This window comes from Phenylobacterium sp. GW823-FHT02A09 (genome assembly GCF_058797775.1).
In genome coordinates, this window is sequence record NZ_JBXAJZ010000004.1 from 412,201 (window position 1) to 432,099 (window position 19,899).

Genomic DNA, 19,899 nt, shown 5'->3' on the forward strand with positions numbered 1-19,899 from the left:
TCAGTTGATTGACAACCTGGGCCGCGCGGATTGGTATGCGCACAGAGCGGATGCGGGGGACCAGGTGAGGCGGGATCGAGGGTTGGTGGCCGGATGGGGCAGGGCGGTGGTGCGGCGGGGGCGCGCATGACCCGGTTGGTGGACCTGACCCGTTTTCTCGATCCCGCCGATCTGGAGCGGATCCCGGAAGCGTTCCGCGGCTGGGCCGGCAATCTGGTGCCCGACGTCGAGCCGATCCGGCCGTGGGGCGAAGGCGCCAAGATCATGTGCGCGGCGTTCGGCTGCGAGCAGCATCACCTGCCGAACGGCGAGGGCTGGGGCGACGAGCGGCTGCGGATCACGACGCACCTGGGCACGCACGTCGACGCGCCGCTGCACTATGGCTCGACCTCGGAAGGCAAGCCGGCGCGGACGATCACCGACATCGCGCTTGAGGAGCTCTATGTCGACGGCGTGGTGCTGGACATGCGCGCCAGCAAGTCGGGCGAAGGAATCACCATCGAGGCGCTGCAGCAGGCCATCGACGGCCTGGGCGCGCCGATCCCGCAGGGCGGGGCGGTGTTGATCCGCACCGGTCAGGAGGCGTTCCCGATCTCCGATCCGCGCTTCTTCCACTATCCGGGGATGACCCGCGAGGGGACGCTGTTCCTCGCCGAGCAGGGGGCCAAGCTTCTGGGCACCGACGCGCTGGGCTGGGACCGGCCGTTCCACGTCATGCGCAAGGCGTTCCTGGCGACGGGCAATCCGGGCGAGATCTGGGACGGCCACTTCGCCGGCCAGGAGCGCGAGGTGTTCATCGTGCAGCAGATGGCGAACCTCGCCGACCTGCCGTCACACGGGTTCAAGGTCGGGTTCTTCCCGCTTCGGCTCGGCGGGTGCAGCGCCGCGCCGGCGCGTGTCGTAGGGTTCGTCGAAGACTGACCAACCGCCAGGGGAGGACATGCGGTGCTGTTGGAAGGACTGAACGTCGTCGAGCTGTCGACCTGGGTCGCTGGACCCGGGTGCGCGGCGATCATGGCCGACTGGGGCGCCGCGGTGATCAAGGTCGAGAGCGCCGCCGGCGACCCGACCCGCGGCTTCTTCCCGGACACCGCCGAGAGCCCGGGAAATCCGATCTTCACGCTGGAGAACCGCGGCAAGCGCAGCATCGTCCTCAACCTGACGCAGCCCGACGACCGCGAGGCCATGCTGGACCTGCTGGCGGCGGCGGACATCTTCGTCACCAACTTGCGTCCGGGGGCCCTGGCCCGGGTCGGGCTGGACTATGAGACCGTGAAGGCGCGCGCCCCGCGGCTGATTTATTCCAGCATCACCGGCTATGGCCTGGAAGGATCGGACGCCGACCTGCCGGCCTTCGACCTGACCGCCTTCTGGACCCGCAGCGGGATCGCGGCCTCGACCATTCCGCCGGACCAGGAGCCGTTCGCCTGCCGGCCGGGGTTCGGCGACCATGCGACGGGGCTCGCGACGCTGTCGGCGATCCTGGCGGCGCTGCATGAGCGGACGCAGACGGGCCGGGGGCGGCTGGTGGAGACCAGTCTGCTGCGGACCGCCGCCTACGCGATCGGCTGGGACCTCTCGATCCTGCTGCGCTACGGCGACGTCGTCACCGCCCAACCGCGGCGCGACCGGCCAGGGCCGATCACCGGCTATTTCCGCACCGCCGACGACCAGTGGCTCTGCGTGGTGCCGCGCGGCGAGGGGTGCTTCCCGGCGATGATGCGGCTGATCGGTCGCGCCGAACTGCTGGAGGATCCGGCTTATGCGCAGCCAATCCTTGATCTCGAGCGCGTTCGCGAGGTGCGTGGCTGGGTCGACGCGGCGATCGGGGCGCTGACCCTGGAGGACGCCGGACGAGCGCTCACGGACGCCGACTTGATCTGGGCGCCGATGGCGCGGCTGCACGACCTGGCGACGGATCCGCAGGCGCAGGCCGCCGGCTGCTTCGTCGAGATCGAGGACGGCTGGCAGGGGCGGTTCCGATCGCCGGCGTCTCCGGCCCGTTTCCCGGAGGGCGCGCCGAGCGTGCGCGCGCCGGCGCCGCGTCTGGGTCAGCATACAGACGAGATCCTGCACGAGCTCAAGGGGCGAAGCTGACCTAGCGCCCGAGGGCGCGCGTGCTGGCGTGAGGCGGTCGCGGCGCGAGCTGCAGGCCGCCAAGTCGCATGCAAAAATCGTAACAGTACACTGTTATAATTAAATTTTCTGAGCCTTCGATGCGCGCAATTGACAGCCGCTTTATGTCGAGGAATCAATCAGTCGATTGATTGAGTCCGTGATGCGGACGATCGACCAACCGACCCGCGAACGGGCGGGTGAAAACAAGGACTGGGGGAAACGAATGGCACGGCTTCTGTGGTGTACGACTGCGCTTGTCCCGCTTCTCGGGTGGACGCCGCCGGCGCTGGCGCAGGGCGCGATCGAGGAGGTCGTGGTGACGGCCCAGCGGCGTGAACAGCAGATCAGCGACGTGCCGATCGCCATCTCGGTGGTCTCGGCCGCGACGCTGGAGGAAGTGGGCGCCAAGACCGGCGCCTCGCTGCAGGGCCTGGTTCCGGCGCTGAACATCAACGCCACCGCCAGCTATGGCGGCTCGCCGGTCTCGATCCGCGGCACCTCGGGGCTGGGCGGGGCGGAGGATCCGGTCGCGGTCTATATCGACGACGTCTACACCTCGTCGGGCCAGTTCTCGGTCACGGCGCTGTCGGACGTTTCGTCGGTGGAGGTGGTGCGCGGGCCGCAGGGCACGCTGCAGGGGCGCAACGCTACGGCCGGCGCGCTGATCATCCGCACCGCCGATCCGGAGCGCGAGTTCGGCGGCTATATCCGCGCCACGCTCGAAGACCCGACCGCCCACCGCGTCGAGGCGGCGGCCACCGGGCCGCTGGGCGAGACCCTGGCCGGCCGGATGTCGATGGACTGGCTGGACGAGGAGGGCTGGGCGACCAACCTGTTCGACGGCCGCAAGATGGGCGGCACGCGGATGCACAACGTCCGCACCACCTTGCTGTGGGAGCCGGTCGAGGCGGCCCGCGTGCGCTTGAGCGTCAACTACCAGGACCGCATCGTCAGCCAGCCGGCGGTGCGCTGGGCGCAGACTACGATCTATCCGGCCCCAGGGCCGGTGACGCCGGTCGGGACCCAGACCCCGCAGATCCCGCTGCCGGCCGCGGTGCAGGACCGCTACCTCGACGACAAGGTGGTCAACCTGAACATCGAGCCGCGCAACCAGCTGCGCTCGCCCAGCGTCGCGCTGAACGCGCAGTACGACTTCGGCCCGGTGACCCTGGTCTCGGTCACGGGCGCCAGCAACTACATCAACCAAGGGGTCAACGACTCCGACTCCCTGGCCATGACCGACCGCCAGGGGCGCAACGCCGCCAAGTACACCGGCTCGGCGGTCAGCCAGGAACTCCGGCTGCAGTCGAACGACGGCGAACGGCTGGACTGGATCCTCGGCTACTACTACGCCCGCTACCAGGCGACGATGAACTTCGACATCTTCAACCAGCGCCTGTCGACGCCGATCAACCAGGTGTCGAACTTCCTCTCCAACCAGACCAATCCGAACTGGGCGGTGTTCGCCGACGCCACCTGGCGGGTGACGGACCAGATCTCGCTGACCGGCGGGGTGCGCTACACCGAGGACACCAAGGACTTCGGCAACATCTGGACCTCGACCAACACCGACACCGGCGCGGTGCTGGGCCGCGTGCCGTTCGACGCGCCCAAGCGGACCTGGAACGACACCTCCTATCGCGCCAAGGCGGCCTGGGAGCCGTCCGACGACGTCATGGCCTATCTGAGCTACAGCAAGGGCTTCAAGGCCGGCGGCTACAACGCCTTCGGGGTCGGCGTTCAGCCCGGCTACAACCCCGAGATCATGAAGTCCTGGGAGGTGGGGATCAAAGCCTACCTCTGGGAGCGGCGCGCGTTCGTCGCGGCGGCGGCCTACGACAACCTCTACGACAATCTGCAGGTCACCAGCGGCGTGCCGACCGGCGGGGTGGTGATCACCAACGCCGCCGCGGCCAAGATCAAGGGCTTCGAAGTCGAGGGCGAGCTGCGCCCGACCCCGAATTGGACCTTCCTCGCCAACCTCGCCTACATCGACGGCAAGTTCAGCAGCTTCCCGCGCGCCCCGAACATCCTGGGCGTCCAGACCGACGCGTCGGGCAACCGGCTGACCAACAGCCCCGAGTGGCAGTACTTCCTGCAGGGCCAGTACCGCACCGAGCTCAACGCCGACTGGGACGTGCGGGCCACGGCCAACTGGCGCTGGCGCGACGAGATCTACTTCAACCCGACCGACCAGGAACTGGCGCATCTGCGCGGGCCGGCGAACGGCGAGCTCGGGGCGCGGGTGAGCTTCATCTACCGCCCGATGGACCTGACCTTCGCCATCTACGGCAACAACCTCAACGACAGCCGGGTGGTGGCCAACCAGGGCCTGACCTTCAGCTACCCGCAGGCCTTCTTCAACAAGCCGCGGGTGATCGGCGTGCAGCTCGAGAAGAAGTTCTGATCATGGGCCGCCGTTACCTGGACCTGTCGGTCCCCATCCAGAACGACATCGAGAGCGATCCGCCCGGCGCGCGCCCGAAGATCGAGTACATCCGCCACGAAGACAGCTGGGAGGGGCTGGCGCGCAGCTTCCCCGGCATGCGCCGCGAGGACCTGCCTGAGGGGCAGGGCTGGGCGGTCGAGCGGCTGCAGGTCTCGACCCACAACGGCACGCACATGGACGCGCCCTGGCACTATCACGCCACCCAGGACGCGGCGCTGGCGGGCGGCGCGCGGCGGGCGATCACCATCGACGAGGCGCCGCTGGACTGGTGCTATCGGCCGGGCGTGAAGCTCGACTTCCGCCGCTTCGAGGACGGCTATGTCGTCACCGCGGCCGACGTGGAGGCCGAACTGGCGCGGATCGGTTACGCGCTGGCGCCGCTGGACATCGTGGTGGTCAACACCGCGGCCGGCGGGCGCTACGGCCAGGACGGCTATGTCGCCTCGGGCTGCGGCATGGGGCGCGAGGCGACCCTCTATCTCTGCGAGCGCGGGGTGAAGGTGGTCGGCACCGACGGTTGGTCGTGGGACGCGCCGTTCGTGCACACCGCCAAACGCTGGGCCGAAACCGGCGACGCCTCGCTGATCTGGGAGGGGCACAAGGCCGGGCGGGAGATCGGCTACTTCCAGATGGAGAAGCTGGCCAATCTCGACCAGTTGCCGCCGTTCGGCTTCGAGATCAGCTGCTTCCCGGTCAAGATCAAGGACGCCAGCGCCGGATGGATCCGCGCCGTGGCGATCTTCGACGAATGAGCGCCCAAGGGTTCTCCGCAGGGGCGGAGCTGAAGCGCCATTGGCCGACCCTGGTCGGCGCGACCATTGGTGCGGCGTTCGGTTCGGCGGCGCTGCCGTTCTACACCGCTGGCCTGTTCATCGTGCAGTTGGAGCAGGCGTTCGGCTGGACGCGGACCGAGCTGACCGCCATCGGCCTGGCGACCACCCTGACCGTCGCGGTCGCCGCGCCCTTCGCCGGGGCGCTGTTCGACAAGGTCGGCATCCGCGGGCCGGCGCTGGTCGGCTTCGCCGCCCTGGCCGCCAACTTCGTCTATATGAGCCAACTGCAAGGCTCGCTGGTGCAGTACGCCGTCGTCCATCTGGCGCTGGCGGTGCTGATGATGGGCACCTCGCCGATCGCCTTCACCCGGCCGGTGAACTTCGCCTTCGACCGCATGCGCGGGCTGGCGCTGGGCATCACCATCGGCGGCATCGGGGCGATGGCCGCCGTCGCCCCGCCGATCGTCGCGCAGTTCATCGAGACGCATGGCTGGCGTGCGGCCTATCTGGGACTGGCGGGCGCGGTGGTGCTGGCCGGACCGCTGGCGCTGCTGCTGGTGGGCTGGCGGGCCCCGGACGCGCGCCGCCCGCCGGAGCCGGCCGCCGCGGCGCAGCGGCTGGCCGCGCCGATCCGCAGTTGGCTGTTCTGGCGGCTGATCGTCGCCTTCGTGCTGATCGCCGTCGCCGTGGCCGGCTTCGTCACCCACTTCGTGCCGATGCTGACCGACGGCGGAATGAGCACGCTGGAGGCCGCCCAGGTCGCCGGCCTGTTGGGCGTGGCGGTGCTGGTCGGGCGACTGGGCGTCGGCTGGCTGGTCGACCACTTCTTCGCCCCCTACGTCGCCGCCGCGATCATGGCGTTGACGGCAGGCGGCCTGGCTCTGCTGGCGTTCGGCGGCCCCGAATTCGCGGCGGTCGGCGCCATCGCGGTCGGACTGGCCATGGGCGCGGAGGTCGACCTGATCGCCTACCTGACCGCCCGCTACTACGGCATGAGCCAGTATGGCCGGATGTACGGCCTGCTCTACGGGGCCTTCGTCCTGGGCTCCGGCGCGAGCCCGTACCTGATCTCGCTGATCCAGGCGGCGACCGGCTCCTACGCCCCGGCGCTCTGGATGTCGGTGGCGGTGCTCGCGGTGGTCACGGTGCTGTTCCTGACCGCGCCGCGGTTCGAGGCGGCGGCGCCGCGCGAAGAGGAGCTTGGCGCGGCGATGATCGAATTGAAGGAGCCCTGAGCATGACCTTTCGACGCGTGGTCACCGGCCACGACAGCCAGGGGCGCTCGATCATCGCCCAGGACGCCCCGGCGGCGAACCTGTTCGGGCCGCCTGACGCGCCCTATCTGATCAACTTCTGGACGACGCGCGCGCTATCCGGGAAGGACGATCCGGCCGACGGCGATATCCCGCTGGGTCCGGGACCGGGCGGGGCGACGTTCCGCTTCTTCCGGGTGCCGCCGGAAAGCGCCAGCGCTCACCTGGACGAGGCCGAGCAGCGCCGCCGGATCGGCGCCTACTACGCGCAGGTCGGCGCCCCGCTCGCTCATGTCGAGGGCCGGCACCCAGGCTTCCACCGTACCGCCAGCGTCGACTACATCGTGCTGCTGGAGGGCGAGGTCAGCCTGCTGGTCGACGAGGGCGAGGTGGCGCTGACGCCGTTCGACGTGGTCGTCCAGCGTGGCACCAGCCATGCCTGGGTCAATCGCGGAGAGACCACCGCGCTGATGATGGCGGTGTTGGTCGACGAACCGGAACCGCAAGGCCGCTGAGACCGAAGGCGAGGGGCGTCTGCGGTCTTGATTCAATCAACTGACTGACTGATTTTGTCGCCTGACGAGTTTGACCGGGCCGCGCCGTCAGGCGGCCGGGGATTGGGAGCACCATGACCATCAACGCCACGCACGATCCGAGCCTGAAGAGCTGGGTCGCCTCCGCCAACCTGCCGGGGACCGACTTCCCGATTCAGAACCTGCCCCACGGGGTGTTCAGCCGAGACGGCGAAGCGCCGCGCGGCGGCGTGGCGATCGGCGACCAGATCCTGGACGTACGGGCCGCGGTCGCCGCCGGCCTGCTCGGTGGGGAAGCTGCGCAGGCCGCGGCCGCGTCCGATTTGCGCGGGCTGATGGCGCTGGAGGCAGGGGCGGTGTCGGCCTTGCGCGCGCAGGTCCAGGGGCTGCTGGCCGCCGGCGCCGCGCAGCAGGCCGAGGTCGCGGCGTGCCTGGTCCCGATGGCGCAGGCCCAGCTGCACATGCCGACCAAGCCCGGAGCCTTCACCGACTACATGACCTCGGCCCCGCACATCGCCGCCGCCCGCCCGGCGCGCGCCGAGGGCAAGCTGCCGCCCTGTTTCTGGACCCTGCCGATCGCCTACAATAGCCGCGCCTCGTCGGTGGTGGCGTCGGGCCGCCCGCTGGAGCGTCCGCATGGCCAGTATCGCGGGGCGGAAGGCGCCGAGTTCGGGCCGACGCGGGCGTTGGACTACGAGCTGGAGTTCGCCTGCTTCATCAGCGAGCCGAACCCGCTGGGCGCACCGATCCGGCTGGCCGACGCGCGGCGCCACATCTTCGGCTACTGCATCCTCAACGACTGGTCGGCGCGCGACGTGCAGTACTGGGAGAGCGTGCTCGGGCCGTTCCAGGGCAAGGCGTTCCGCTCGACCATCTCGCCCTGGGTGGTGACCGCCGAGGCGCTGGCGCCGTTCCGCCAGGCCATGCCGGCCAGGCCGGCTGACGCCCCGCAGGCGCCGCCGCATCTTGTCGATGCAGGCGCCGACGCCGACGGCGGCCTTTCCATCCGCTTCTTCGCCCATCTGCAGACCCCGCGGATGCGCAGCGAAGGCGCGCCGGCCGCCGTGCTGACCGACACCTGGTTCTCGGCCGGCTCGTGGAGCTTCGAGCAGATGATCACCCACCATGCGATCGGGGGCTGCAATCTCGAGACCGGGGACCTGATCTCGTCCGGAACCCTCTCGGGCGAGGAGCTGTCGAGCGCCGCCTGCCTGGTCGAGATCACCGGCGGCCGCGCGCCGATCACGCTGCCGAACGGCGAGAGCCGGCTGTGGCTGGAGGACGGTGACGAACTGGTGATGACCGCGCGCGCCGAGCGCGACGGGTACGTGTCGATCGGCTTCGGCGCGTGCGCAGGCCTCGTCGTACCGGCCTTGAGTTTCGTCCCCTAAGCCCCAAGCCCTGGAGAGCCTGTTGAGCAAGTCGATCGAGAGCGGGCCGCTGGAGGGCCTGCGGGTGGTTGAGGTCGGGGCCAGCGTCGCGGTCCGCTACTGCGGCCGGCTGTTCGCGGCCCTGGGCGCGCAGGTGCGCCGGCCGGCGGCCGCAGGGGACCGGGCCATCGGCTATGCGGGCGCGGCCGGCGAGGCGTACGGGCGCTGGCTGGACCTGGGCAAACAGACGTCGTCGGCGACGGGCGGCGCGGACCTGGTGATCGGCGGGCTGGACGACGCCTCGCTGGCGCAGGCCGAAACCTTGGCGCAGGAGGCCGGCGCGCCGCTGTTGGCGATCAGCTGGTTCGACCCGGCCGGGCCCTATGGCGGCTGGAGCGCGACCGACGAGATCATCAGCGCCCTGAACGGGGTCGCCTACGCATTCGGGGAGCGGTTCGGGCCGCCGATGCTAGCGCAGGGCCACGCACCGCAGATCACCGCCGGCGTGGTCGGCTTCAACGCGGCGCTCGGCGCGCTGCTGGGCCGGGCCGAACGCCGGCCGCGGCGGATCGAGGTCAACGTGCACGAGGCGGCGATGTGCTACGCCGAGACCGGCGCGCTGACCGCGGCCCGGACCGGCGCGCCGTCGGTGCGGCTGGGGGTCAACCGTTTCGTGCCGACCTATCCCTGCGCCCCGTATCGCGCCCTGGACGGCTGGGTCGGGATCACCTGCCTGACCCCGGCGCAGTGGCGCGCACTGTGCGGCCTGATCGAGCGGCCCGACCTGACCGCGGACCCGCGGTTCGCGACCGCCTATCAACGGCTGATGATCGGCGACGAGGTCGATGCGGCGCTGGCCCCGGCGATCGCCCAGCGGACCCAGGGGCAGTGGGTGGAGCTGGGCCTGGCGCACCGCATTCCGATCGCGCCGATGGTCCGTCCCGGTCAGTTGCCGGAGGTCGAGCACTGGCGGCGGCGCGAGGCGTTCGGGCCGTCGGGGACGGCGGAGGTGGCCGCGCCGCGGCTGCCATATCGGCTGCAGTTCGAAGGCGAAGGCGGCCACGTCTGGTCGCCGGGCGACGGCGAGGGGCCGCTGAGCGGCCTGCGGGTCGTGGACTTCAGCATGGGCTGGGCCGGACCGCTCTGCGCCCGGACCCTGGGCGACCTGGGCGCCGACGTCGTCAAGATCGAGTCCGAAGGCCATCCCGACTGGTGGCGCGGCTGGGACGCCGGGAGCGTCGATGTCGAGACCCGCGAGAGCCAGCTCAACTTCATCAACGTCAACCGCAACAAGCGGGGAGTCGACATCGATCTGACCCTGGCCGAGGGCAAGGCCGCGGCCGGAGCGCTGATCGCCGGCGCCGACGTCGTGGTCGAGAACTACGCCGCCGGCGTGCTGGCCAAGCTTGGTCTGGGGCAGGACGTGCAGCGGCGGCTTCGGCCCGGCCTGATCAGCCTGTCGATGCCGGCCTTTGGGGTCAGCGGGCCGCTGTCGGGGCTGCGGGCCTATGGGTCGACGGTCGAGCAGGCCTCGGGCCTGCCGTTCATCAACGGCGAAACGCATTGGCCGCCGGCCCAGCAGCACGTGGCGCTGGGGGACCCGATCGCCGGGCTCTATGCGGCCTCGGCGGTGCTGGCCTGCCTCTATGCGCGCGGACGGCTGGGCGGGGCGGACATCGACCTGGCTCAGGTGGCGTGCCTGTTCCAACTGGGCGCCGACGCGATCATCGCCGAACAGCTCGCCGCTGCGCCGGTGGCGCGCACCGGTGCGGTGCGGCCGCGCCTAGCGCTCTGCGAAGTGGTTCCGGCCAGGGGCGAGGACGACTGGATCGCGGTCGCGGTTCCGAAGGCGGAAGGGCTGGCCGCGCTGGCCGGCGTGGTCGGCGCAGCTGGAGACGCCGCCTTGGCGCGGTGGGCGGGGACGCGCACGGCCGCCGAGGCCTGCGCCGAATTGCAGGCGGGCGGCGTGGCCGCCGCGCCGATCCAGCCGCCGCATGCGCTGACGCGCGATCCGCAGCTGTCAGCGGTCGATTACTTCGCGACCATGGAGCGCGGCTATGTCGGCGAACACCAAGTTGGCGCCTCGCCGTTCCGGTTCGACGGGGCGCGGCCGCGGCTGCGGCGGCCCGCGCCGCTGCTCGGCGAGCACACCGACGAGGTGATGGCGGAACTTCGCGCCGCGGCGGCCCAGGCGTGAGACGCCTGCTGATCGCCAATCGCGGCGAGGTCGCGGTCCGCATCGCGCGCTCAGCGCGCGACCTGGGGATCGCCACCGTCGCGGTCTATGCCGAGGACGACGCCGGCGCCCTGCACGTGCGCGCGGCCGACGCCGCCGTCGCGCTCGGCCGGTCGGGGGCGGGGGCCTATCTCGACATCGCGCGGGTCGTCGCCGCGGGGCGTGACCAGGGCTGCGATGCGGTGCATCCCGGCTATGGCTTCCTCAGCGAAAACGCGGAGTTTGCGCGGGCCTGCGAGGCCGGAGGCCTGGCCTTCGTCGGGCCGCGGCCGGAGACGCTGGAGATCCTGGGCGACAAGGCTGCGGCCCGCGGACTGGCCGCACGCCTGGGCGCGCCGTTGCTGGCAGGTTTCGAGCGCGCCGTGACCTTGGTCGAAGCCGAGGCCTTCTTCGACGCGCAAGGCGGCGAGCCGGTGATGCTGAAGGCCCTGGCCGGCGGGGGCGGGCGCGGCATGCGGCCGGTCTGGCGGCGCGAGGAGCTGGCGCCCGCCTTTGAGCGGTGCGCGCTGGAGGCGGCCCAGGCGTTCGGCGCCGGCGAGCTTTATGTCGAGGCGATGCTGCCCCATGCGCGGCACATCGAAGTCCAGGTGATCGGCGACGGACAGGGCGGCGTCGCGCACCTGTGGGACCGCGAGTGCAGCCTGCAACGGCAGCGTCAGAAGCTGATCGAGGTCGCGCCGGCCTTCGGCCTGGATCCGCGGACGCGCGCGGGGATGCTGGAGGCGGCCGTCGCCATGGCGACGGCGCTCGGCTATCGCGGTCTCGGCACCTTCGAGTTTCTCGTCGACGCGGGGCCGGGACGCGAGGGCGACTTCGTGTTCATGGAGGCCAATCCGCGACTGCAGGTCGAGCACACGGTGACCGAGGAGGTGCTGGGGTTGGACCTCGTCGCCGCTCAGTTACGGATCGCCGCCGGCGCAAAGTTGCACGAGCTTGGCCTCGATCAGGACGAGGTTGCGTCGCCGCGGGGCGTTGCCGTGCAGTTGCGGGTCAATGCCGAGACGTTGGACGCCGATGGCGCGCCGCGGGCGGTGTCTGGCGTGATCGGCGCCTATGAGCCGCCGACCGGACCGGGGGTGCGGGTGGACGGGGCCGGGTTCGCCGGGTTGGCGATCAACCCGCGCTATGACCCGCTGCTGGCCAAGGTGATCGTCAGCGCCCCGGACCTGGCCGGCGCCGTGGCGCGCGGCCGCCGGGCGCTGGACGAGTTCAGGATCGAGGGCGCGCCGACCAATAAGACGTTCCTGCTGGCGTTGCTGAACTCGGCCGCCTTGAGCGGCGGCGAACTGCACACACGCTATGTCGAGCAGCATCTCGGCGAGTTGTCGGCGCACTGCGCCGAGCCGGACGAGCGCTCGCCGCCGGATCCTGGCGATCCGCTGGCGGTGCTGCGGGCCAGGGCCGGCGAACGGGCGACGGGCGTGCGGGCCCGTCGCGCGACATCCGCACCGCCGTTCGGAACCGAACCGGTGGGCTCCACCATACAGGGCGTGGTCGCCTCGGTGGCGGTCGCGGTCGGCGACCTTGTTCGGCGCGGCCAGTCGATCGCCGCGGTCGAGGCGCTGAAGATGGAGCACCAGGTGGCCGCGCCGCTCTCAGGCGTCGTTCGGCAAGTGGATGTGGCGGTCGGCGACGAAGTGGCTGAGGGCGAGGCGCTGGTCCATCTCGAGGCCGCCGAGATCGAGGCCGCGGAAGACATCGAGGTCGTCGCAGTCGATCCTGACGCCGTGCGCCCGGACCTGGAGCGCGTGCTGAGACTGCACGATCTGACGGGCGACGCCGCGCGCCATCAGGCGACGGCCAAGCGTCACGCGCAGGGCAAGAGGACCGCGCGGGAGAACGTGGCGGATCTCTGCGACCCGGGCAGCTTCCTGGAATACGGGCCCCTGGTGACGCCCGCCCGCCGTCGCGGCGAGACCGAGGAGCAGCTGGCGGCCCGCCTGCTCAAGGCGCCCGCCGACGGGATCGTGGCCGGCGTCGGGGCGATCAACGGCGAGTTGGTTGGGCCCGAGCGCGCGCGCTGCGTGGTGATGTCCTACGACTACTCGGTGCTGGCCGGGACCCAGGGGAGCAAGAACCACGTCAAGACCGACCGGATGCTCGAGCTGGCCGAGCGCCACCGGCTGCCGCTGGTGTTCTTCACGGAAGGCGGCGGCGGGCGGATGGGCGGCGCGCCCGGCGATCCGCCGCCGCCGCCGACCACGACCGGAGGCCTGAAGGTCGGCACCTGGCGGATGCTGGGCAAGCTGTCGGGCCAGGCGCCGATCATCGGGATCGCCAGCGGCCGCTGCTTCGCCGGCAATGCGGTGGTGCTGGCGCTCTGCGACGTCATCATCGCCACCGAGGACACCACGCTGGGCGTTGGCGGGCCGGCGATGATCGAGGGCGGCGGCCTGGGCGTCTATGCGCCCGAGGAGGTCGGGCCGGTGGCGATCCAGGAGCCCAACGGGGTGATCGACGTGGTCGTCGCCGACGAGGTCGAGGCGGTCGCTGTCGCCAAGCAGTACCTGTCCTACTTTCAGGGGCGGGTCGCGGACTGGAGCGCGCCGGACCAGCGGCCGTTGCGCCACCTGGTCCCGGAGAACCGCCGCGCGACCTATGACGTACGCCAGGTGATCTCCACCCTGGCCGACGCCGGCTCGGTGCTCGAGCTGCGGCCGCGGTTCGGCAAGGCGATGGTGACGGCGCTGGCGCGCATCGAGGGGCGGCCGGTGGGGCTTCTCGCCAACAACAACAGCTCGCCGACCGGCGGGGCGGTGGACGCCGACGCCGCCGACAAGGCCGCGCGGTTCATGCAGCTGTGCGACGGCTTCGGCATCCCGTTGGTCAGCCTGATCGACGTGCCCGGCAATATGGTCGGGCCCGAAGCGGAGAAGACCGCGACCCTGCGCCATTGCGGGCGGCTCTATGTGACCGGCGCGAACCTCAGTTCGCCGCTGTTCTCGGTGGTGCTGCGCAAGGCCTATGGGCTGGGGGCCCTGGCGATGTCCGGCGGCTCGTTCGACGCGCCGTTCTTCACGGTCTCCTGGCCGACCGGCGAGTTCGCGGGCATGGGCATCGAAGGCTCGATCAAGCTTGGCCGGCGGGCGGAGCTGGAGGCGATCGAGGACATTCCGGCCCGCAAGGCGCGCTATGAGGAGCTGGTGGCGTCGGCCTACGATTGGGCCAGCGCGGTCAATGGCGCGACGGTCTTCGAGTTCGACGACGTGATCGATCCGGCCGACACCCGTCGCTGGCTGGCGGCGGGCCTGCAGGCGACCGACACAGCCCACGCCCGCCCGCACAAGCGCCGGCCGTTTGTCGACACCTGGTAGGCGGGGCGCATCGCCGCTTGGGCGTCGCGCGCCAGGCGGTTAACTGTGGAGCCATGAGCACGGTCCCGCGGCGACCCCGCCGCACGCAGCAACAACGATCCGCCGAGACGCGCCAGGCGCTGCTGGAGGGCGCGGTCCGGGTCATCTACGAGCGGGGGTACGCCGGCGCGACGACGGCGGTGATCGCACAGGAAGCGGGCATCACCCGCGGCAGCATCATCTTCCATTTCAGCACCCGCGCGCAGTTCATGGCCGAGGTGCTGCGCGCAATCTTCGAGGAAGAGCGCGAGGAGTATGCGCGGCTCGAGCGCGACCTCAACCTCGGCTTCCAGGCCGAGGATTGGATCGAGATGTGCTGGCGTGTGCTGAGCCGCCCGTCGGGCGTCGCCTTCCTGGAAATCCAGATGGCGGCGCGCAGCGATCCCGAGCTCGCCGAGCAGGTGGCGAGCGTGAGCTCCGGACTCGAGCAGATCGGAGTCGAGTTCCTCAGCGAGAGGTTCAAGGGCGACGTCGAGGGTACGCTCGCGGCGATCCGGCTGGTCGTGTGGGCGATCCGCGGCTTCTCGATCGGCAAGATGATCCTGCCCGACTGGGATGCGCAGGACCGCCCAGTGGAGATGTTCAAGGACATGTTCCGGGCCGGCGTGAAGGCTGGCGCCTTCGGCCCGAAGCCGGCGGTGAAGACCTGACGATCCGGGACGCCGTGATTTTCGCGGCGGCGTCGTTCATTGTTGAACGCTCGGGCGATCTATGACTAAAGTTGATCGTATGTGATGCAAAATGCGCGCGGCCATCGAAGCCAGCGCCGGCGGAGGAAGTGTCGATGGTTCCGGGGCTGATGCAGCCGACGCAGCTGCAGATCGCCAGCATTCTTCGGTATGCGCAGCAGGCGCATGGCGGCCGCGAGATCGTCTCGCGCCAGATCGATGAGCCGGTCTGGCGCTATGACTATGCGCGCTTCGCCAAGCGTGTGGAGCGGGCGGCGAAGGCGTTGCAGCGCCTGGGCGTCAAGCCAGGCGACCGGGTGACGTCGCTGGCCTGGAATACCCATCGGCACCTGGAGCTGTTCTACGCCGTCACCGGCCTTGGAGCGGTGCTGCACACGGCCAACCCGCGATTGTTCGACGAGCAGATCGCCTACACCGTCAATCACGCCGAGAGCGGGGTGCTGCTGTTCGAGCGCAACCTGGCGCCGGTGGTGGAGCGGCTGGCCTCGCAGCTGACGACGATGCGGACGCGGGTCAGCTTGACGGCTGAACCGATGGCCGGCGCGCTTTGCTACGAGGACCTGATCGCGGCCGAGAGCGACGGCTTCGACTGGCCGGTGTTCGACGAGAACTCGGGCGCGTTCCTTTGCTACACCTCGGGGACGACGGGCGATCCGAAGGGCGTGCTCTATTCGCATCGCGCGGTGGTGCTGCACGCCATGGGCGCGGGCTTGAACGCGGCCTTCGGGTTCACGGCGTTCGACGTCGTGCTGCCGTGCTCTTCGCTCTATCACGCCACCGCCTGGGGGCTGCCGTTCGTGGCCCCGATGTGCGGCGCCAAGCTGGTTCTGCCGGCCGACAAGATGGACGGCGTCAGCCTGCAGGAGCTGATCGCCCAGGAAGGCGTGACCTTCACAGGCGGCGTGCCGACCATCTGGACCATGTACCTGGCGCACCTGGAGCAGACCGGCGAGACGCCCGGCGCGCTGAAGCGCGTGATGATCGGCGGTTCGGCCGTGCCGCGGGCCATGGCCGAAGCGCTGAAGAGTCGCTACGGCGTCGACACCCTGCAGATCTGGGGCATGACCGAGACCGCGCCGATGGGCGTCATCTCCTCGCCGACGCCGGCTCTGGCCGAGCTGGGCGAAGAGGAGATGCTGGAGACCATCTGGTCGCGCCAGGGCAGGCTGCAGTACGGCGTCGAACTGCGCATCGTCGACGAGGCCGGACAGGTGCTGGCCTGGGACGGCGAAACGCCCGGGGCGCTGCAGGTGCGCGGTCCCTGGGTGGTGCAGCGCTACTTCCGCCAGGAGCAGGACGCCGCCGGTCCGGAGGGCTGGTTCGACACCGGCGACGTGGCGACCATCGACGCCAACGGCTTCATGCGGATCACCGACCGGACCAAGGACGTCATCAAGTCGGGCGGCGAGTGGATCAGCTCGATCGACCTGGAAAACGTCGCGGTCGGATGTCCGGGCGTGAAGATCGCTGCGGTGGTCGGCGTGCATCATCCCAAGTGGGAGGAGCGGCCGATCCTGGTGGTCGAGCCCCATGACGGCGCCGAGGTCACCGCCGACCAGATGCGCGAGTACCTGGCGCCGCGGATCGCCAAGTGGTGGACGCCGGACGACGTGGTCTTCGCCCGGGTGCCGCTCACCGCGACCGGCAAGATCGACAAGAAGGTGCTTCGCGAAGCCTACCGCGAGCACCTGACCAGCAAGAAATCCTGACAGTTATTCGGGGGCGCTCATGAATAAGATCATCCGCCTGGGCGCCGGCGCGCTCGGGGCCGCGGCGGCGCTTTGGCCGCTCGCCCACGCGCAGGCCGCAGGTTGCGAAGACCTGGTCGGCCAGAAGGTCGGCGGCGGCGTCGTCACCTCGGCTGAACGGCTTGCGGCCGGCGCCAAGCTTTCGCTGAGCGGGGCTTGGGCGGCCGCGCCGATCGCGCCGCTGCCGGCGGCGATCTGCCGGGTGAAGGCGCAGATCTCGCCGGTGGCCGGCTCGCTGATCAATGTCGAGGTGTGGCTGCCGGAGACCTGGAACGGCAAGTTCGTCGGCTTGGGCGGGGGCGGCTACAGCGGCGGTCTCGACACCGCGGCGATCATGTTCCCGCCGCTGACGACCCAGGGCTATGCGACAGCCGCGACCGACGTGGGCCACCCGAGCAGCGACGACGCCAAGTGGTCCGACGGTCAGCCGGAGAAGCTGATCGACTGGGCGCATCGCGGCAACCACGTCACGGCGGTGTTCGCCAAGGCGCTGATCGCATCGCACTACGCCAAGGAGGCCCAGCGCTCCTACTTCCACGGCTGCTCCAACGGCGGGCGTGACGCGCTGATGCTGGCCTGGCGCTATCCGCAGGACTACGACGGCATCGTCGCCGGGGCGCCGGCGGCGCCCTGGACCCGGGCCATGACGGGCTTCGCCTGGAACATGCGGGCGCTGGACGGTCCGCCGAAGGTCAATTTCACGCCGGCCAAGCTGAAGCTGGTCACGAAGGCGGTGATGGCCCGCTGTGACGCCCTGGACGGGGTCAAGGACGGGCTGCTGGAAGATCCGCGCGCCTGCCGCTTCGATCCGGCCGAACTGGAGTGCAAGGCGGGCCAGAGCGCCGACTGCCTGAGCGGCGACGAGGTGAAGGCGCTGGCGGCGATTTACCAGGGGCCGGGCACGCGCGCCGGCAAGCAGATCTCCGCCGGCTTCGCGCCGGGCGGCGAGGCGAGCGACTGGCCGGCGTGGATCACCAACGAAAAGGCCAACCAGCGCAACTTCGCGACCGAGACCTTCCGCTGGTTCGTGCATCGCGATGGCGCCTGGACGCTCGACCGCTTCGACCTGGATCGCGACTTCGCGCTGGGTCTGAAGCGGATGGGGCCGGTCATCGACTCCGACAACCCGGACCTGCGCCCGTTCCTGAAGCAGGGCGGCAAGCTGATCCTGTACCACGGCTGGAACGACGCGGCGCTGCCGCCGGAAAACACCATCGCCTACTACGGGGCGATGACGAAGCTGGCCGGGCCGATGGGCGAGCAGGCCCGCCTGTTCATGGCGCCGGGCATGGGCCACTGCTTCGGCGGCGAGGGGCCGAACCGGTTCGACATGGTCAGCGAGCTCGACCGCTGGTTCGAGAGCGGGGCGGCGCCCGAGCGGGTGATCGCCACCAAGCCCGAGAACATGTTCGCGGCCCTGGCCGGCTGGCCGACCGAGACGCTGCAATCGCGGCCGCTGTGCGCCTGGCCCAAGCGCGCGCGCTGGAACGGGACCGGCTCGACCGACGACGCCGCGAACTTCAGCTGCGTTGCGGCGGAGTAGACCTTTGCACCTGAGAGGAAACGCCATGAAGTCCGTTTCGACCTCGCTCGCCGCGGGTCTTGCCGCTGCGATCCTGCTTTCGAGCGGGCCGGCCCAGGCGGCGACGTCGCGTTCAGGCGCCGACCTGAAGTCGGTCGAGACCATCCGCCTCTATCCGGGCGTGGCCCCGGGCTCGGAGGCCTGGAAGCAGGTCGAGCGAACGACCCCGCACATGGCCGGGCAGGGCAGCCGCCTGACCCGCAACGTCGTCTCGCCGACGCTGGAAGTGTTTCTGCCCGACCCGGCCAAGGCGACCGGCGCCGGCGTGATCATCGCGCCGGGCGGCGGCATGCGGTTCCTGTCCTACGACACAGAAGGCGTCTGGGTCGCCCAATGGCTGGCCGAGCGCGGCGTCGCCGCCTTCGTGCTGAAGTACCGGACCGTCGAGACCCCGGCCGGCGACCTGGCGTTCCTGCAGTCGCTGCAGGCGATGTTCGCCAAGCTGGGGGCCAGCCCGACCGGGGCCGGGCCGCTGGAGGGCGCGGACATCGCCACCGCCGACGGCGTGCGCGCCCTGGAACTGGCCAAGTCGCGGGCCAAGGACTGGAAGGTCGATCCGGCCCGCATCGGGATCATGGGCTTTTCGGCCGGCGCGCGGGTCACCGTCGGAGCGGTGGACGCGGGCGCCAAGCCGGCCTTCGCCGCGCCGATCTATGGCGGCGCGTTCGGCGAGCCCCTGAAGCTGGCCGATGCGCCGCCGATGTTCCTGGCCGTGGCGTCGGACGACAAGCTGGCGGCGCCCACTGTCATCGACCTGTTCACGAAACTGCAGGCGGCCGGCAAGTCGCCGGAACTGCACGTCTTCCACTCCGGCGGCCACGGCTTTGGCCTGGAAGCCAAGAACAACAGCTCGGTCCATTGGATCGACGAGTTCTACTGGTGGCTGGAGTCGGCCGGGTTTCTGAAGCCGCGCTGACGCCGAGGCCGCCTCCTGCCGGGGGCGGCCGCCTCAGTCGGCGATGATCAGCTGGACGCCGGCCTTTTCGACGATGCCGCGCTCGTCGTCGGTGACGCCGGCGTCGGTGACGACGATGTCGATCTCGTCCAGGCCGCAGACCACGTTGCCGGACGGACCGCGGAACTTGGAGCTGTCGACCAGCAGCACGATCTGCTCGGCGCGCTCGATCAGGCGGCGCTCGGCGGCGACCAGCACCACGTCGGCCTGCATGATGCCGTGCGGGCCGACGGCGGCCGCGCCCATGAACAGCTTCGGCGCATGGAAGCGCGGCATGCTCTCTTCGCCCGCCGCCGACAGGATGATGTTCTGCTCGCGGAAGACCGAGCCGGCGGGGACCAGCACCCGGGTCCCCTGCTGTGGCAGCAGGGCGTCGACGATGTGCAGCGAGTTGGTCAGCACCTGCAGGTGCAGGCCCTCGAGGTGCGGACACATCTGCAGGGTCGTCGACCCGCCGTCGAGCATCACCGCCTCGCCCGGCGCGCAGAGCGCGGCGGCGGCCTTGCCGATAGCGGCTTTTTCCTTGCGGTGATGGGCGATGTTCTCATGGAAAGGCACGCCGCTCAGCATCGGCACCGCGCCCGCGCCGCCCGGCTGGCTGGGCAACTTGGCCCCGCCGCGTACGCGCACGAGCTGGCCTTCCTGGGCCATGCGTTCGAGATCGCGCCGAATGGTGGCCGGCGAGGCGTCGAGGTTGGCGATGAACTCCTGGTAGGACGCAAAGCCTCGCGGCTGCATCAGCTCCAGAATCAGCCGCTCGCGCTCCGTGGCGTGCATTCGGTAGAATCTCCCCCTTCAGACGGGCAAGGACACTTCTTTCCGCCGGGTCCCGAACAAGCA

14 protein-coding genes are annotated in these 19,899 nt (G+C 70.5%); 13 read left to right on the forward strand and 1 reads right to left on the reverse strand.

Going from position 1 to position 19,899, the window contains the following annotated elements; translation table 11 throughout:
- Positions 1 to 126 precede the first annotated feature (126 nt).
- The 13 genes from AC1Q87_RS18590 to AC1Q87_RS18650 all read left to right on the forward strand — a co-directional run bounded on the left by AC1Q87_RS18590 (position 127) and on the right by AC1Q87_RS18650 (position 19,020).
- Positions 127 to 921: a cyclase family protein gene (locus tag AC1Q87_RS18590; RefSeq protein WP_492610318.1), complete on the forward strand. Its 795-nt coding sequence runs from the start codon at positions 127 to 129 to the stop codon at positions 919 to 921.
- A 24-nt stretch (positions 922 to 945) separates the two neighbouring features.
- Positions 946 to 2,097: a CaiB/BaiF CoA transferase family protein gene (locus tag AC1Q87_RS18595; protein ID WP_492610319.1), complete on the forward strand. Its 1,152-nt coding sequence runs from the start codon at positions 946 to 948 to the stop codon at positions 2,095 to 2,097.
- Between the two features lie 244 nt (positions 2,098 to 2,341).
- Positions 2,342 to 4,525 carry a TonB-dependent receptor gene (locus AC1Q87_RS18600; RefSeq protein WP_492610320.1) on the forward strand — a complete coding sequence of 728 codons (2,184 nt, stop codon included), beginning with the start codon at positions 2,342 to 2,344 and terminating at the stop codon, positions 4,523 to 4,525.
- Positions 4,526 to 4,527: 2 nt separating this feature from the next.
- Entirely contained in the window at positions 4,528 to 5,319 is a 792-nt protein-coding gene (locus AC1Q87_RS18605) for a cyclase family protein (RefSeq protein ID WP_492610321.1), read from the forward strand.
- Entirely contained in the window at positions 5,316 to 6,575 is a 1,260-nt protein-coding gene (locus tag AC1Q87_RS18610) for an MFS transporter (RefSeq protein WP_492610322.1), read from the forward strand. Before AC1Q87_RS18605 ends, AC1Q87_RS18610 begins: the two co-directional genes overlap by 4 nt.
- A 2-nt stretch (positions 6,576 to 6,577) precedes the next feature.
- Positions 6,578 to 7,108 (forward strand): cupin domain-containing protein, encoded by a 531-nt coding sequence (locus AC1Q87_RS18615; RefSeq protein WP_492610323.1) that lies wholly within the window; start codon positions 6,578 to 6,580, stop codon positions 7,106 to 7,108.
- 113 nt (positions 7,109 to 7,221) lie between these two features.
- Positions 7,222 to 8,517, forward strand: a complete 1,296-nt coding sequence (gene fahA / locus AC1Q87_RS18620) for a fumarylacetoacetase (RefSeq protein ID WP_492610324.1) — start codon at positions 7,222 to 7,224, stop codon at positions 8,515 to 8,517.
- 22 nt (positions 8,518 to 8,539) lie between these two features.
- Complete coding sequence (locus AC1Q87_RS18625; RefSeq protein WP_492610325.1) at positions 8,540 to 10,693, forward strand: CaiB/BaiF CoA-transferase family protein; 2,154 nt, start codon at positions 8,540 to 8,542, stop codon at positions 10,691 to 10,693.
- Positions 10,690 to 14,046: a carboxyl transferase domain-containing protein gene (locus AC1Q87_RS18630; protein WP_492610326.1), complete on the forward strand. Its 3,357-nt coding sequence runs from the start codon at positions 10,690 to 10,692 to the stop codon at positions 14,044 to 14,046. Before AC1Q87_RS18625 ends, AC1Q87_RS18630 begins: the two co-directional genes overlap by 4 nt.
- Positions 14,047 to 14,063: 17 nt before the next feature.
- Positions 14,064 to 14,735: a TetR/AcrR family transcriptional regulator gene (locus tag AC1Q87_RS18635; protein ID WP_492610327.1), complete on the forward strand. Its 672-nt coding sequence runs from the start codon at positions 14,064 to 14,066 to the stop codon at positions 14,733 to 14,735.
- Between the two features lie 134 nt (positions 14,736 to 14,869).
- Positions 14,870 to 16,483, forward strand: coding sequence for a long-chain fatty acid--CoA ligase (locus AC1Q87_RS18640; RefSeq protein WP_492610328.1), 1,614 nt, complete (start codon positions 14,870 to 14,872; stop codon positions 16,481 to 16,483).
- 19 nt (positions 16,484 to 16,502) lie between these two features.
- Positions 16,503 to 18,065 carry a tannase/feruloyl esterase family alpha/beta hydrolase gene (locus AC1Q87_RS18645; protein WP_492610329.1) on the forward strand — a complete coding sequence of 521 codons (1,563 nt, stop codon included), beginning with the start codon at positions 16,503 to 16,505 and terminating at the stop codon, positions 18,063 to 18,065.
- A 25-nt stretch (positions 18,066 to 18,090) separates the two neighbouring features.
- Positions 18,091 to 19,020, forward strand: a complete 930-nt coding sequence (locus tag AC1Q87_RS18650; protein ID WP_492610330.1) for an alpha/beta hydrolase — start codon at positions 18,091 to 18,093, stop codon at positions 19,018 to 19,020.
- 33 nt (positions 19,021 to 19,053) lie between these two features.
- Here AC1Q87_RS18650 and AC1Q87_RS18655 read toward each other — a convergent pair whose 3' ends face one another.
- Positions 19,054 to 19,836 carry a DeoR/GlpR family DNA-binding transcription regulator gene (locus AC1Q87_RS18655; protein WP_492610331.1) on the reverse strand — a complete coding sequence of 261 codons (783 nt, stop codon included), beginning with the start codon at positions 19,834 to 19,836 and terminating at the stop codon, positions 19,054 to 19,056.
- Positions 19,837 to 19,899: the final 63 nt, after the last annotated feature.

What these genes read in the sequence shown, in the direction of transcription:
- AC1Q87_RS18590 (WP_492610318.1), top strand. Translation starts at nt 127, where the DNA reads ATGACCCGGTTGGTGGACCTGACCCGTTTTCTCGATCCCGCCGATCTG.
- AC1Q87_RS18600 (WP_492610320.1), top strand. Translation starts at nt 2,342, where the DNA reads ATGGCACGGCTTCTGTGGTGTACGACTGCGCTTGTCCCGCTTCTCGGG.
- AC1Q87_RS18605 (WP_492610321.1), top strand. Translation starts at nt 4,528, where the DNA reads ATGGGCCGCCGTTACCTGGACCTGTCGGTCCCCATCCAGAACGACATC.
- AC1Q87_RS18610 (WP_492610322.1), top strand. Translation starts at nt 5,316, where the DNA reads ATGAGCGCCCAAGGGTTCTCCGCAGGGGCGGAGCTGAAGCGCCATTGG.
- AC1Q87_RS18615 (WP_492610323.1), top strand. Translation starts at nt 6,578, where the DNA reads ATGACCTTTCGACGCGTGGTCACCGGCCACGACAGCCAGGGGCGCTCG.
- fahA (WP_492610324.1), top strand. Translation starts at nt 7,222, where the DNA reads ATGACCATCAACGCCACGCACGATCCGAGCCTGAAGAGCTGGGTCGCC.
- AC1Q87_RS18640 (WP_492610328.1), top strand. Translation starts at nt 14,870, where the DNA reads ATGGTTCCGGGGCTGATGCAGCCGACGCAGCTGCAGATCGCCAGCATT.
- AC1Q87_RS18645 (WP_492610329.1), top strand. Translation starts at nt 16,503, where the DNA reads ATGAATAAGATCATCCGCCTGGGCGCCGGCGCGCTCGGGGCCGCGGCG.
- AC1Q87_RS18650 (WP_492610330.1), top strand. Translation starts at nt 18,091, where the DNA reads ATGAAGTCCGTTTCGACCTCGCTCGCCGCGGGTCTTGCCGCTGCGATC.
- AC1Q87_RS18655 (WP_492610331.1), bottom strand. Translation starts at nt 19,836, where the DNA reads ATGCACGCCACGGAGCGCGAGCGGCTGATTCTGGAGCTGATGCAGCCG.